The organism is Rhodococcus sp. K11/5 (assembly GCF_055193735.1).
In genome coordinates, this window is the sequence record NZ_CM143721.1 from 3,921,582 (window position 1) to 3,935,042 (window position 13,461).

The window sequence follows — 13,461 nt, forward strand, 5'->3', positions numbered from 1 at the left end:
AACGGCGCGACCGGCCGAGGCCGATCGCGCCGTTTTCAGGTGCCTACCCCGAGTGGGGGTAGTGAATCAGAACGTCGCGGCGTCGATGACGAAGCGGTAACGCACGTCCGACTTCACGACGCGGTCGTAGGCCTCGTTGATCTTGTCGGCCGGGATGACCTCGATCTCGGCGCCGATGTGGTGCTCGGCGCAGAAGTCGAGCATTTCCTGGGTCTCGGCGATGCCGCCGACCATGGAACCGGCGAACGAACGACGGTTCGCGAGCAGGTTGAAGGCGGGGACCTCGAGGGGCTTCTCCGGCACACCGAGCTCGACGAGCGTGCCGTTGCGTGCCAGCAGGCCGAGGTACTTGCCCATCGGCAGGTTCGCGGAGACCGTGTTGAGGATCAGGTCGAACTGTCCCTGCAGGTCCTTGAGCGCGGTGGTGTCCTTGGTGGCGTGGTATTCGTCCGCACCGAGACGCTTGCCGTCTTCTTCCTTGCTGGTGGTCTGGCTGAGCACGGTGACGTGCGCACCCAGGGCGTGGGCGATCTTGACGCCGATGTGGCCGAGGCCGCCCATGCCGACGATGGCGACCTTCTTGCCGGGTCCGGCACCCCAGTGCTTGAGCGGGGAGTACAGGGTGATGCCGGCGCACAGCAAAGGCGCGGCGACGTCGAGTTCGACGCCCTCCGGGATGCCGAGCACGAAGCCCTCGGTCACGACGACCTGCGTGGAGTAGCCGCCGTGGGTGAACTCGCCCTCGTAGGTCTTCGAGTTGTAGGTCTGCACGACACCCTTGGTGCAGTACTGCTCGTCGCCGTCCTGGCACGCGTCACAGGTGCCGCAGGAGTCGACGAAGCAGCCGACGCCGACCCGGTCACCGACCTTGCGGGTGGTGACGTCGGATCCGACCTCGGCGACGATGCCGGCGATCTCGTGTCCGGGGACCACGGGGTACGTGGTGCCACCCCACTCGTTGCGCGCGGTGTGGATGTCGGAGTGGCAGATTCCGGCGTACTTGATGTCGATCAGGACATCTTTGGGGCCCAATTCACGACGCTCGATCGTGGTCTTCTCCAGCGGAGCGTCGGGGGCAGTGGCGATGTAAGCAGTTGCAGTGGACATGCTTACATGTCTACCCACGAATGATTGACGTGTAAACCAGTTGCCGTCTTCGTCACTACCGAACGGCGCGATTCGGACACCGCGCACCGACCGGTCGGTGCGAGTGACCCCGACGGCTCGTCCGCACTCGGTGAGCCCGTCGAGGCCGGCCACTGAATCAGCCCTTGGTGGCGACCCGATAGCCGAGGAATCCCACGTACCCCGCCAACGCGAGGTAGCCGAGCTTACGGGTGGCGGGCACCGCGATCGCCGTCCCGACGGCGAGCTCCGTGGCCCCGTTGCGGTAGGTCCACTGCTGAATGTCCGTCGAGAAGGCCCGTTCGGTGACGGGTGTGAACGCGTCGGGTGCCGCGAAGTGAGCCGCTCCCGTCGCCGCGATCAGTACGCCGATGACGGTCGGTGCGTCCACGCTCATGCTGTCCCCTCGAGTTCGACGCCGACCTGATCGCGGCGCTTTCCGGCACTGTAGCAACGGTCGTCGGCGCGCTACCGTGGAACCGATACCCCCACGCGTCGACGGACGGGAGCTCACCGGTGAGCCTTGCGCAACGAGCCATGACCTCCTCGGCCCTCGCCCCGATCTACGAGCGCGCGTGGCGACCGCTCTTCCGATCGTGGATGGGGCCCACCGCACCGTCGCAGCAGCGGCAGCGGGCGGACGCCGTGCTCGATCTCGGCCTGACCCACGACTCGCACTCGCTCCTCGACGTCGCGTGCGGTCCGGGCAATTTCACCAAGTACCTCCGCCGCGCGATGGCCGCCGACGCCGTCGCGGTGGGTCTCGACGCGTCCGCGCCCATGATCGAGCAGGCCGTCCGAAGCAACGTCGCGCCCGGCGTCGGATATCTGAGGGCCGATGCGCGCACCCTTCCCTTCGACGACGCCACGTTCGACGCCGTCTGCTGCTACGCCGCGCTGTACCTCGTGCCCGAGCCGATGCGGGTGCTGCAGGAGATGATCCGCGTGCTCGCGCCCGGTGGCCGGATGGCGCTCATGACCTCCATCCAGCGGGGGCCGCGACCGGTGGGTGCGGTGAGTGCGATGGTCGCGCGGCACGCGGGCCTGACTCTGTTCGAGCGCGAGACGTTCACCGACGCTCTGACCGCGGCCGGCTTCGAGGCCGTCGAGCAGCGCATCCACGGATCCGCGCAGTTCGTCAGCGGCCGCAAGGGCGACGCCGGGAGCCGACCATCGCCGGGGACCGAGTTCTAGAGTCCGGCGTCGGCGCCGTAGTCCGCCACCAACCACTCGTCGCCCGCGTGCTCGACCGTGACGGTCAGCAGGGTGGGCACGGCTCCGGGTTCGGGTTGTTGGAGATTCTGCGTCGTCTGGGTCGCGAACACCGACACGGTGTAGGTGTCGCCGTCCTGTGCGGTCACGGTCGCCGCGTTCACGTTTCCGCTGGCCACCACCTGTGATTCCGTCATGATCTGGGTCAGCACGTCCTGCACTCCGGCGAAGCGCTCCCGCAGAGCGTCCGTGGTCCCCTCCTCCACTCCCGAGAAGAATGCGCCCAGATCGGAGTGGTCGTAGGTCAGGGACCGCTCGGTGTACGCCGTCGCCGTGTCGATGGCGGTCTGTCGATCCGCCGCCGCCGCGCGGTCGGCCGCGAGCTCCGAGTCGGCCGATCGCCACGCGACGCCGGCCACGACGGCGACGACGGTCGCGATCACAGCCACGACCACGGCCACGATCGCGACGAGCCGCGATCGAGACACGGAGCCGTCGGCCGCGGGCGTCTCGGCGGGGGTCACCGCGAACGGTCGGGTCCCCGCCGCCCCGCCCGTCTCGGCGCGTGCCTCCCCGGACGTCGACGAGTGTGCCTCCCCGGACGTCGAGTTCTTGTCCGAGCCTTCGAGATCCGTGGTCATGGTCGCCTTACTGTCGTTCGGTCGTTCGGTCGTTCGGTCGTTCGGTCGTTCGGTCATTCGGTCGTTCGGTCATTCGGGGACGGTCACGGCGACCCGCGCGGGCCCGCCCGGCGGGAACACCTGCTCGAGCATCGTGACGAGAGCACCCGCGTCCACCCTCACCGGCCGGATCGGCGCCGTGATCGGTCGCAGCACGGTCGCGATGAACGCCAGGTCCGGGGACAGCTGGCTCAGGTACTCGTCGATCTTGGGCACCAACCGCGCCAGCTCTCCGTCCCACACGGTCTCGCCGACGTACGAGTAGTCCTGGTACGAGCCGATGAGGTGCTCGAGAGCGTTCCCCGACGCGTCGAGCTCGGGAACCGCATCGGCGAGCCGGGGTCCGAGCGAGTCCGCGTAGGCGTTCTCGCCGAGCACCTGAAGATTCCGGTACAGGCGGGTGATCTCCTCGCGTTTGTCCCGCAGGGTCAGGGACAGCAGCCGGAGCACCTCGACGATGTTGTCCACATCCACCTCGCGGCCGTTCGTCGCGGTGTCGACGGTGTCGACGATGCCCGCGATCGCGTCGGTGTCGAGTTCGGCGGTCAGGGCGTCGGCCACGGCCAGGGTGTCGCTGACACTGGGCGCCACCACGACGTCGCCGGGATCGACGACGTCGCCGTCGGACAGGTAGGGGCCCGAGGCGGTGCGGGGACGGAAGTCGAGGAACTGCTCGCCGGCGGCGGAGAGGTTGGCGACTCTGACCTCGAGGTCGACGGGGATGGGTTGCGCCGCATCCACTCTCACCACCACGCGGAGTCCCGAACCGGACACGTCTATGTGGTCGACCCGTCCGATCGCGGACCCCCGCAACGTCACCGGAGACGTCTCGGTCAGCCCTCCGGATGTCACGAGCGGCACCGTGATCTCGGTGTGGTCACGCCGAGGATCGATGTCGAGCACCTCGAGGCCGAGGTACCCCACACCCACCGCCGCCACGAGGGCGAGCGCCGACAGGGACAGCACGGACGATTTCATCGTACGAATCCGATCGATCGAAGAACCGTGATCATCTCGTCGGCCCGGTCGACCGGAGTTCCGCCCGGCCCGGGGTCGCCGGAGACCCGTGCGATGCGAATGTTCGGACTCGCCTCGAAGAACGGCACCAGCCGCTCGCGCAGCAGGGCGTCCATCCGGGAGGCGAGCATCGGGGCACCGATATCCGCCGTGGCGAGCGTTCGGATCATCGGTTGCAGCGTGGCGATCACGCTCTTCAGGTCCCCCTCGATGGGATTGACCAGGTCACCGATGTTGCGGGACATGTATCCGAGGTCGACGAGGGCGTCGACCACCACCAGCAGAGCGTCGGCCAGACCTCCCACGCGCTCGGGACCGGAGGTCAGAACGGTGTCCAGGGTGTCGGTCTTCTCGGCGAAGGAACCCGTCACGGCCTCGGCGGCACCGATGATCCGGTCGAGGTCCTCGGAGTTCGTCGCGAGATCGTTCAACGCCTCGCGGGCCTTGTCGTTGATCAGGTCCACGGTCGCCGGATCGGACGGAAACGCCGCGTTGAAGCGATCGATCGAGCGCTGGAAGTCCACGATGTGCCCGCCGGAGACCACCTCGGACAACCCGCGCAGAACGTCTTCGACGTTGTCGGCGGGGACCGTCCGGTCCAGCGGAATCACGTCCCCGTCCTGCAGCGAGCCGCCGGACTCACCGTCGGCCGGCGGTTGCAACGCGACGTAGATCTCGCCCAGGATCGTGCCCTGCCGAAGTTCGGCTCGGGTCATCGCGGGCAGAGTCACCGCGTCCTGGATCTCGACCCGCGCCAGCGCGGTGTTCCCGTTCAGCTCGACCGATTCGAGCAGCCCCACGTCGACACCGTCGAGCACCACCTTGGCGCGATCGGGCAGGTTCAACACGCTCGAGAACTGGATGTCCACGTGGTAGGTCGGCCCCGATACGTAGCTTCCCGGCACCGGCAGGTCCACGAGCGAGGCGCCACAACCGGAGACCGACACCGCGAGCACGGCAGCCGTCACCGCGGCTGTGCCGCGCCGTGATCCCGCGGCTGTGCCGCGCCTCATGGACGACCTGCCGCACCGAGCACCAGTTGCACCACGTCCACCGGCACGGGCGCGCCCACCGGTCCGGCCACCTCGAAGGACGGCGGGATGTACGTCAGGCGTGCGGCCCCGAGCTCCGCGTCGTACCCGGACGCGACCTGCTCGGCGGCCCGCGGAACGTGCGAGAGGATGCTCGCGATGTCCCCGACCTTGCGGACGACGATGGCCACGATGGGCACCAGTACGTCGAGGACCCGATAGAGCGTGGGCGCGACCTTGGGCAGCGTGCGCTCGAGGATCGGCAGGAACTCCACCGTGAGGTCGATGGCCTGCGCGAAGCGCTCCGAGAAGTCCCCCGCCGCGCCGAGTCCCTGCTTCAGATTCTCGATCAGCAGGCGGACGTCCGGCCAGCGGTCCACCAGCGTCACCGTCAGCAGGTCCAGGTTGTCGATCATGCGGCGAACGAGGGTGTCCTTGTCCGCCGGGTTGCCGACCAGGGCGGACACCTGAGTCAGTGCGGTTCCCAGCTGTTCCCCGCTTCCGTCGAGCGCGGTGTCCAGCGACCGCAGGGTGTCGCCGAGGATCTGTTCTTCCGGCGGGCGAGGGTCGATCGGATCGGTGGTGGACGTCGTCCCGAGCAGTTCCGCCCCGAGCTTGTTCACCGCCTCGAGCGTCTCGCTGATGCCGATCGGGGTACGGGTGCGCTCGAGCGGGATGCACTGCCCGCGATCGAACGTCGGGCCGTCGCGGTAGGGCCGGGTCAGCTCGATCCTGCGGTCGGTGACGATCGAGTCGGACAGCGTCACCGCGCCCACGTCCGCGGGGAGGGTCAGCGAATCGGACACCGACATGGTCACCCGGACGTGATCGCCTCGGGTCTCGATGTCGGTGACCTCACCCACGACGATGCCGAGCAGGGTGACGTTGTTGCCCTCGTACAACCCGACGGCGTCGGAGAGTTCGGCGCACACCTCCGACGACGGTTCGGCGATCAGCCCGACGGCCGACGACGCCGCCGTGCCGGCACCCACCAACGCCACCACCAGCGCGGTGGAGAGAACTACTCGACTGCGGGTGAACACGTCAGCACGCCTTTCCGGGGAGGGGTACGCAGAGGCTCGCACCGGTCACCACGTCCGCACCTCGATCGATCACGGGACCGTTCCCGTCGGCGAGGAGGCCCGACATGGCGTCGGTGAACTCCCGGCCGGCGGTGATCGCGTCGTCCAGGGATCCGGTTCTCTCCCGCAGAGTCGCGGCGAGCGCTTCGACCTCCTCGATGGTCGGACCCAGGCCCTGGTCGAGGGCGACGATGGGGCGGTGCAGCAGCGCGAAGAGTCGATAGAGCTTGTCCGCGGCGGCCGCGACGTCGAGTCGCTTCGCTCCGAGCTTGGAGGTGATGATGCCGATCTGCTGCAGCAGACCCAGCAGGATCTCGCGGTCGGTCGCCAGCGCACCGACGTACTCGTCGGCGACCCGCAGACTCGCGTCGAGATCGTCCTGACGGTCCGCGATCGCACCCGTCATCGACGTCAGGTTGTCGGTGACGGCGCGGATGGAGTCGGGCTGCGCGGCGACGGCGCGATCGATCTCGGCCACCGTCTCGCGCAACGAGACCCCGTCGAGGTCACGCAGGATCGGAGTCGCCGCTTCGATGGTGTCGGAGAGCGAGAAGGGAACGCGGGTGTGCTCGAGCGGGATCTCCCCGCCGGGCAGCTCGTTGCCGCCGGCCGGGGTGAGCGAGAGGTAGTGGCCACCGATCGGGGTCAGCAGCCGCACGCCCAGAGTCGTGGCATCCCCGAGGACGACGTCGTCCTCCACCTCGAAGGTCATCCGCACGTGATCGCCGGCGAGCTCGATGCGGCTCACCGACCCGACCGGGATTCCGGCGATCCGAATGTCGTCGCCGGCGTGCGCGCCGCCGGTGTTCTCGAAGGCGGCGGTGTACGTCGCGTGGCCCGGGGACAGGACGTAGACGGCGATCGCCGCGACCACGGCCACCACGACGGCCAGCACTCCGAGCGCGCTCCACACCGTGCGGCGGCCGTCCTTGATCGAGCTCATCGGCACACCACCAGCTGCTGAGTTCCGAGAACCACCGAACCGATGCCCGGAATTCCGGCGTCACCGGAGGAGCAGGCGTAGACCTGCCGCTCCGGGGACGACCGCAGGGTCTCGTCGACCGATCGCAGCAACCCGGGCGTCATCGCGAGCAGATCCACGATCTGCTGTGCGCCCGGCACGAGCCGCTTGAACGCACCGTCGACCGGTCCGTACTCCGAGTCGTAGGTGGCGCGCAGCTGCTCACCGATCTCGATGGCCGGTCCCTGCCCGGCGTTGATGTCGTCGACCGCCTCGAGCAGGGTGTCGGCCCGGTCCCCGAACGTGGAGACCACGCGATCGAGTTCGGCGAACAGTCGACCGAGTTGCTCGGATCGCTCGCCGACGACTCCGGAGATGGCACCGAGGTTGCGAATGAGCAGCACGATGATCTGCTCGCGTTGCATCGCGTACTCGGTGAGGCCGTCGAGGTCACGCAGCACGGGCCCCAGACCGGAACCGTCGCCCTGCACGAGGTCGAGCACGTTCTGGGCGAACAGGTTCACCTGTTCGGTGTCGAGTGTCTCGAAGATCGGCTCGAAGCCGTCGAACAGCGTCGTGATGTCGAACGACGGAATCGTCATGTCGTCACCCATCGTGCTTCCCGACGGAAGCTCCGTCCCCACTTCGTCCGGTTGCACCAGCTCCAGGTACCGCTGACCGAGCAGATTCTGGTAGCGCACAGCGGCTTTCGTCGTCGATGTCACCGGTTGATCACCGTCCACCTCGTACGCCACCCGCGCCCGGCCGCCGTCCAACTCGATCGAGGTCACGGTGCCCACCTCGACCCCGGAGAGCCGCACGTCGTCACCGACGTAGAGGCCGGAGACGTCGTCGAAGCGGGCCTGGAACGTCGATCGGTCCTCTCCCCCAGCGTTTCCCAGCGCACCGCCCACGAGGACCAGACACAGGATCGCCACGACGCCGAACGCGCCCAGTTTCAGCAGAGTCGACACCGGCACACCGGAGGTGGACGCCCCGCTCACAGTCCCTCCCCCAGTCCGACGGCGAACGCGTCGACGGGTCCCGCCAGGTTCGGCATGTTCTTCACGATGACCTCGAGTTGCAACTGGACCTTTCCGTCGACCGTCGGGAACGCGTCCTCGACGCCCTGCACCACGGCCGGGACACGCTGATACGCCGGAGCCAGGGTGCCCGCGGACAGCGCCACCGGCAGCAGGATGTCCAGGAGGGTGTCCAGCAGTGGCTTCAGGTAAGGATTGTTGTCGCGCAACAGATCTCCGAGCGGAACGGTCAATCCCGTTCCCAGCCCGGACATGGCCTCGATCGCGCGATCCCGGTTCACCGGATTCTCGAAGTACTCGCTGCTGTCGACGACGCGGCTCACGACGTCCGTCACCGGACCGATGGACGCACCGAGGCCGTCTCCGAGTTCGGCGCCGCGGTGCAGTTTCCAGTCGAGCGGCGCGCGCTGGGTCTCCGCCATCATCTGGGCGGTGTCGAAGAACGGCTTCAGACTGTCCCCGAAGTCGGTGGACACGCGCGCCATCAGATCGAGAACCCGATCGGTGTTCTCCGCGTCGAGCACATCCGTGAGGTCGGCCAGCCGCCGGAACACACCGGTCACCGTCGCGGTCTCGGTCTCCGGTCCGAGAACCAGAACGGAATCCGGTCGCAACGGCGCGCCCGTACCCGTCGAGAACAGCTCGATCACCGTCGCCCCGAACACCGTCGCGGAGGAGAACCGCACGGTGGTGTCCTCCGTCAGGGACGACGCGGCAGCGGGGTCGATGTGCGCGTGCACCCGCTGTTGTCCGTATCCCACCGCCTCGATCTCGTCGACGCGCCCGATCGGCAGCCCTCGGTACTTGACGTCCGATCCGACGGCGAGACCGTCACCGACCGCGGCGGTGTCGATGGTGACGTCGAACCGGGAAGCGAATCCGCCTGTGGCGTAACGGGTCAGCAACACGCCGAACAACACGAGCACGATCGCGAGGATCAGTCCACGCACTCGTAGAGTCGCGGGCCCTGCGGACCGTCGGGACAGGTCGTCGAACACGGCCATCGCGCTACCCCGAAATCCTGATGCCGACGTCCGAGCCCCAGATGACCACGGTGAGGATCATGTCGAGTACGACGATCGCGATGAGAGACGCGCGGATCGCACGTCCCGACGCGCGGCCGACGCCCTCGGGTCCACCCGTCGCGTAGTAACCCTGATAGCCGTGGATCATGATGACCGCGACGACGAAGACCGTGGCCTTGAGCAGCGAGTACAGCAGGTCCGACGGTTGCAGGAACGCCGTGAAGTAGTAGTCGTACGTTCCCGACGACTGGTCTCCGAACGCGGACACCACGAGAGCGCAGGACACGTAGGCCAGGATCAACGTCAACAGGTACAGCGGCACGATGGTGAGGACGCCCGCGATGACGCGCGTGGTGACCACGAACGGGATGGACCGGATGCCCACCACCTCGAGCGCGTCGATCTCCTCCGAGATCCGCATGGCGCCGATCTCCGCGGTCATCCGGCACCCCGCCTGCGACGCGAATCCGATGGCCGCGATCATCGGGCCCAGCTCCCGCGTGGTGGCGTACGCGGAGATGAACCCGGTGAGCGGGCTCATGCCGACGAGCTGGAGGGCGTTGAAGCCCTCGATGCCCACGGACGACCCCACTGCGATACCGAGGATCACCAGGACCGAGACGGTGCCACCGCCGACCACGAGAGCTCCACTGCCCCAGGTGATGTCGGTGAGCACCAACATGGTCTGCCGCCGGTAGGCCCGCACGGTGTGCGGGACGGCGGCGAGCACCTGCCAGGCGAAGGTGAGCTGGTGGCCGAGGTGCTCGGCGGCGGACAGCGGTACGCGGGCGACGCGTCGACCGCCGCGCAGGATCGACGCGGTGCCGGCCGGGCTGTACTTGGCGACGGTCATCGGCTCAACCCAGCTGCTGCGGCAGGAACACGGCCACGAGTTGAGTGGCGACCACGTTGACCACGAACGCCGACACGACCCCGAGAACGACGGCTGCGTTCACCGCGTTGGCCACTCCGCGCGGCCCGGCCGTGGCCTCGAAACCACGCTGGCAGGCGATCAGCACGACGATGACGCCGAAGATCTCGGCCTTGAGGAGGGCGACCACCAGATCGGTGATGGAGGCGAACGACGCGAAGGACGACAGGTAGCTACCGGGAGTTCCGCCCTGGAATCCCACGTTGACGACGTATCCGGACACCAGCCCCATGAAGATCACCAGTGCGCACAGCAGCGGGGCCACCAGGATCATCGCGGCGAGGCGCGGGGCGGCGAGACGGCGCACCGGATCGATGCCCATGACGCGCATCGCGTCGATCTCCTCGCGCACCGTCCGCGCTCCGAGGTCGGCCGCGATGGCCGAGCCGGCCGCACCGCCCAGAAGCAGCGCGGTGACGATGGGCGCTCCCTGCCGGATCACGCCCAGGCCACCGGCCGCGCCCGCGATGGACGTGGCACCGATCTGGTTGGTGAGGCTGCCGACCTGCACCGAGACGATGACGCCGAACGGTATGGACACCAGCACGGCCGGAAGGGCGGTGACGGTGACGACGAACCAGGCCTGGTCGAGGGCCTCGCGCCAGGCGAAGCGCAGAGCGACGAGGTCGCGGACCAGGAATCCGAACGCCGACGCGCTCAACTCCGCGAGTCGGCCCACCGTCCGTGTACCCGACGCCATCCGCGTGGCCGCTGCGCCGACCGGGCCGGGACGCCGACGCGTCCGTCCCCCCGCTTCCCGTACCGCCATGACTCCCCCGAGTGTCCGCCGAGGGATCGGTCCGATCCCCCACGCACCGCCGAAACTAACAGCACGGTCCGACCGAATCGGACGGGTCGAAACCCTTCGGTGACAGGTGACAAAACGGCGGGGACCGACCGTGACGGAGGCAGGAGGTCAGCCGGGCAAATCGGGCCCGACGCCCGTGAATCGGTGGCTACGTGGCGATTCGCCCGTTCACGTACTCGTAGAACCCGGCGCCGGACTTCTTCCCCAGCAACCCGGCCTCGACCATCCGCAGAAGCAACGGCGGCGGCGCGTAGAGCGGCTCCTTGTACTCGCCGTACATGGAGTCGGCGATCAGCTTGACCGTGTCCAGCCCGATGAGATCCGTCAGCGCCAACGGGCCCATCGGGTGCGCGAGCCCCAGAACGGTCGCCTTGTCGACGTCCTCCTTCGTCGCGAAGCCCGACTCGACCATGCGCACGGCCGAGAGCAGGTAGGGAACGAGAAGTGCGTTGACGACGAATCCGGATCGGTCCGCGGCCCGCACCACCTGCTTGCCCAGAACATCGGCGGCGAAGCTCTCCGCTCGCGCCGTCACCGCCTCCGACGTCTTCAGCGTGGTGATGAGCTCGACGAGCGGCAACACCGGGACCGGGTTGAAGAAGTGCAGCCCGACGACGCGTTCGGGGCGCGAGGTCGCCATGGCGATCTTCATGATCGGGATCGACGAGGTGTTGGACGCCAGCACCGCGTCGGGATCGGTGATGACGGCGTCGAGTGCGGCGAAGATGTCCGTCTTGACCTTCTCCACCTCGAGAACGGCCTCGATGACCAGTTGACGGTCGGCGAACTCGTTCATATCGGCGGTGAACCGCAGCATCGACGCGGCCTGCTCGCGTTCGCGGTCGGTGATCTTGCCGCTGCTGACCCCGCGGTCGAGGGACTTCAGGATGCGCGCCTTGCCGGCGTCGGCGAGTTCGGTGGTCTGCTCGAACACCAGGACGTCGACGTGGGCGCGAGCGCACACCTCGGCGATGCCCCCGCCCATCTGTCCGGCGCCGATGACGCCGACTCGCTCGATCTTCTCGCTGCTCACAGTTCTCCTTGTGATGTGTCGTTCCCTGCGCGCCGTCGGCGAAAGGTGAGATGGGGGTAACTCTGCTGGGGTACGGGCACAGCCCACGGGTACGAATCAGGCGGCCCGCAACGAATGTCGCGGACCGCCTGACTAGTGCGCAGAAAGCGCCGAGTGGGGGATCAGTGGAACTGGCCCTCTTCGGTACTGCCCTTGAGTGCGGCCGTCGACGTGTTGGGGTCGACGGTGGTGGCGATGCGGTCGAAGTAGCCGGCGCCGACCTCACGCTGGTGCTTGATCGCGGTGAAGCCGCGCTCCTCGGCTGCCTTGAACTCGCGCTCCTGCAGGTCGACGAACGCCGTCATGCCCTCGCGGGCGTAGCCGTGCGCCAGGTCGAACATGCCGTAGTTGAGCGAGTGGAAGCCGGCGAGGGTGATGAACTGGAACTTGAAGCCCATCGCGCCGAGCTCCTTCTGGAACTTCGCGATCGTCGCGTCGTCCAGGTGCGCCTTCCAGTTGAAGGAGGGCGAGCAGTTGTAGGCGAGCAGCTGATCGGGGAACTCGCTGCGAACCGACTCGGAGAACTTCTTGGCGACCTCGAGGTCGGGGACGCCGGTCTCCATCCAGATGAGGTCCGCGTACGGCGCGTAGGCCTTGGCACGGGCGATGCAGGGCTCGATGCCGTTCTTGACACCGAAGAAGCCCTCGGCGGTGCGGGTTCCGTCGAGGAACTCGCGGTCACGCTCGTCGACGTCGGAGGTGATCAGCGTGGCTGCCTCGGCGTCGGTGCGGGCGATGATGACCGACGGGACGTCGGCGACGTCGGACGCCAGGCGTGCCGAGGTCAGGGTGCGGATGTGCTGCTGGGTCGGGATGAGAACCTTGCCGCCGAGGTGGCCGCACTTCTTCTCCGACGCGAGCTGGTCCTCCCAGTGGACGCCGGCCGCGCCGGCCACGATCATGGCCTTCTGCAGCTCGTAGGCGTTCAGTGCGCCACCGAAGCCGGCTTCGGCGTCGGCGACGATGGGTGCGACCCAGTTCTTGACGGAGGTGTCGCCCTCGATCTTGGCGATCTCGTCGGCGCGCAGGAGTGCGTTGTTGATGCGACGGACGACCGACGGGACCGAGTTGGCCGGGTAGAGGCTCTGGTCCGGGTACGTGTGGCCCGAGAGGTTCGCGTCGCCGGCGACCTGCCAGCCGGAGAGGTAGATCGCCTGGAGGCCGGCGCGGATCTGCTGCACGGCCTGGTTTCCGGTGAGGGCGCCCAGGGAGTTGATGTAGTCCTCGTTGTTGACGAGGTCCCACAGGATCTCGCTGCCGCGGCGGGCGAGGGTCGCCTCTTCCACGACGGTGCCCTGGAGGTCGGAGACCTGCTGCGCGGAGAAGTTGCGCTCGACACCCTTCCAGCGGGGATTGGTGTCCCAGTCCTTCTGGATCTCTTCGGTGGTCTTCGGTGTGCCGGTGGTCGACATCGACAAGCTCCGTCTCTGTTCGTGTGCCCGGCGGTCCAACGCGACCGGTCCGGGTCATCTTC

The 13,461-nt window shown here is 68.0% G+C and carries 14 protein-coding genes; 1 reads left to right on the forward strand and 13 read right to left on the reverse strand.

Translation table 11 applies throughout. The features are described 5' to 3' along the window. Positions 1-66: 66 nt before the first annotated feature. Both ACY466_RS18275 and ACY466_RS18280 read right to left on the reverse strand, forming a co-directional pair. Positions 67-1,107, reverse strand: a complete 1,041-nt coding sequence (locus ACY466_RS18275; RefSeq protein WP_463247430.1) for an NAD(P)-dependent alcohol dehydrogenase — start codon at positions 1,105-1,107, stop codon at positions 67-69. A gap of 157 nt (positions 1,108-1,264) precedes the next feature. Beyond that, positions 1,265-1,522, reverse strand: a complete 258-nt coding sequence (locus ACY466_RS18280) for a hypothetical protein (RefSeq protein ID WP_463247433.1) — start codon at positions 1,520-1,522, stop codon at positions 1,265-1,267. A 140-nt stretch (positions 1,523-1,662) separates the two neighbouring features. Here ACY466_RS18280 and ACY466_RS18285 point away from each other — a divergent pair, with 140 nt between their 5' ends. Then, positions 1,663-2,319 (forward strand): class I SAM-dependent methyltransferase, encoded by a 657-nt coding sequence (locus ACY466_RS18285; RefSeq protein WP_463247437.1) that lies wholly within the window; start codon positions 1,663-1,665, stop codon positions 2,317-2,319. On the opposite strand, the gene ACY466_RS18290 is transcribed toward ACY466_RS18285, so the two are convergent. The 11 genes from ACY466_RS18290 to aceA form a co-directional block, all read right to left on the reverse strand. Further along, the gene (locus tag ACY466_RS18290) at positions 2,316-2,978 is read right to left on the reverse strand and encodes a hypothetical protein (protein ID WP_463247441.1); all 663 of its coding nucleotides are present in this window, start codon (positions 2,976-2,978) and stop codon (positions 2,316-2,318) included. The two genes, ACY466_RS18285 and ACY466_RS18290, sit on opposite strands and share 4 nt — an antisense overlap. 69 nt (positions 2,979-3,047) lie before the next feature. After that, a complete protein-coding gene (locus ACY466_RS18295; protein WP_463247444.1) occupies positions 3,048-3,995 on the reverse strand; it encodes an MlaD family protein in 948 nt (315 codons plus the stop codon). Then, entirely contained in the window at positions 3,992-5,047 is a 1,056-nt protein-coding gene (locus ACY466_RS18300) for an MCE family protein (protein ID WP_463247447.1), read from the reverse strand. Before ACY466_RS18300 ends, ACY466_RS18295 begins: the two co-directional genes overlap by 4 nt. Continuing rightward, the gene (locus ACY466_RS18305) at positions 5,044-6,108 is read right to left on the reverse strand and encodes an MCE family protein (RefSeq protein ID WP_463247451.1); all 1,065 of its coding nucleotides are present in this window, start codon (positions 6,106-6,108) and stop codon (positions 5,044-5,046) included. The genes ACY466_RS18300 and ACY466_RS18305 overlap by 4 nt, the downstream gene beginning before the upstream one ends. Before the next feature lies 1 nt (position 6,109). Further along, positions 6,110-7,090 (reverse strand): MlaD family protein, encoded by a 981-nt coding sequence (locus tag ACY466_RS18310; protein WP_463247454.1) that lies wholly within the window; start codon positions 7,088-7,090, stop codon positions 6,110-6,112. Next, a complete protein-coding gene (locus tag ACY466_RS18315; protein WP_463247458.1) occupies positions 7,087-8,112 on the reverse strand; it encodes an MCE family protein in 1,026 nt (341 codons plus the stop codon). Before ACY466_RS18315 ends, ACY466_RS18310 begins: the two co-directional genes overlap by 4 nt. Continuing rightward, positions 8,109-9,155: an MlaD family protein gene (locus tag ACY466_RS18320; RefSeq protein ID WP_463247461.1), complete on the reverse strand. Its 1,047-nt coding sequence runs from the start codon at positions 9,153-9,155 to the stop codon at positions 8,109-8,111. Before ACY466_RS18320 ends, ACY466_RS18315 begins: the two co-directional genes overlap by 4 nt. Positions 9,156-9,159: 4 nt before the next feature. Continuing rightward, positions 9,160-10,029 carry an MlaE family ABC transporter permease gene (locus tag ACY466_RS18325; RefSeq protein ID WP_463247463.1) on the reverse strand — a complete coding sequence of 290 codons (870 nt, stop codon included), beginning with the start codon at positions 10,027-10,029 and terminating at the stop codon, positions 9,160-9,162. A 4-nt stretch (positions 10,030-10,033) separates the two neighbouring features. Next, the gene (locus tag ACY466_RS18330) at positions 10,034-10,876 is read right to left on the reverse strand and encodes an MlaE family ABC transporter permease (RefSeq protein WP_463247466.1); all 843 of its coding nucleotides are present in this window, start codon (positions 10,874-10,876) and stop codon (positions 10,034-10,036) included. A gap of 187 nt (positions 10,877-11,063) precedes the next feature. Next, positions 11,064-11,948, reverse strand: a complete 885-nt coding sequence (locus tag ACY466_RS18335) for a 3-hydroxybutyryl-CoA dehydrogenase (protein WP_463247470.1) — start codon at positions 11,946-11,948, stop codon at positions 11,064-11,066. Between the two features lie 161 nt (positions 11,949-12,109). Next, positions 12,110-13,399 (reverse strand): isocitrate lyase, encoded by a 1,290-nt coding sequence (gene aceA, locus ACY466_RS18340; RefSeq protein WP_463247473.1) that lies wholly within the window; start codon positions 13,397-13,399, stop codon positions 12,110-12,112. Between the last annotated feature and the right edge of the window lie 62 nt (positions 13,400-13,461).

Excerpts from the sequence above, each read along its gene's own strand:
- ACY466_RS18295 (WP_463247444.1), bottom strand. The coding sequence starts at position 3,995 with ATGAAATCGTCCGTGCTGTCCCTGTCGGCGCTCGCCCTCGTGGCGGCG.
- ACY466_RS18310 (WP_463247454.1), bottom strand. The coding sequence starts at position 7,090 with ATGAGCTCGATCAAGGACGGCCGCCGCACGGTGTGGAGCGCGCTCGGA.
- aceA (WP_463247473.1), bottom strand. The coding sequence starts at position 13,399 with ATGTCGACCACCGGCACACCGAAGACCACCGAAGAGATCCAGAAGGAC.
- ACY466_RS18280 (WP_463247433.1), bottom strand. The coding sequence starts at position 1,522 with ATGAGCGTGGACGCACCGACCGTCATCGGCGTACTGATCGCGGCGACG.
- ACY466_RS18330 (WP_463247466.1), bottom strand. The coding sequence starts at position 10,876 with ATGGCGGTACGGGAAGCGGGGGGACGGACGCGTCGGCGTCCCGGCCCG.
- ACY466_RS18275 (WP_463247430.1), bottom strand. The coding sequence starts at position 1,107 with ATGTCCACTGCAACTGCTTACATCGCCACTGCCCCCGACGCTCCGCTG.
- ACY466_RS18290 (WP_463247441.1), bottom strand. The coding sequence starts at position 2,978 with ATGACCACGGATCTCGAAGGCTCGGACAAGAACTCGACGTCCGGGGAG.
- ACY466_RS18285 (WP_463247437.1), top strand. The coding sequence starts at position 1,663 with ATGACCTCCTCGGCCCTCGCCCCGATCTACGAGCGCGCGTGGCGACCG.
- ACY466_RS18325 (WP_463247463.1), bottom strand. The coding sequence starts at position 10,029 with ATGACCGTCGCCAAGTACAGCCCGGCCGGCACCGCGTCGATCCTGCGC.
- ACY466_RS18300 (WP_463247447.1), bottom strand. The coding sequence starts at position 5,047 with ATGAGGCGCGGCACAGCCGCGGGATCACGGCGCGGCACAGCCGCGGTG.
- ACY466_RS18320 (WP_463247461.1), bottom strand. The coding sequence starts at position 9,155 with ATGGCCGTGTTCGACGACCTGTCCCGACGGTCCGCAGGGCCCGCGACT.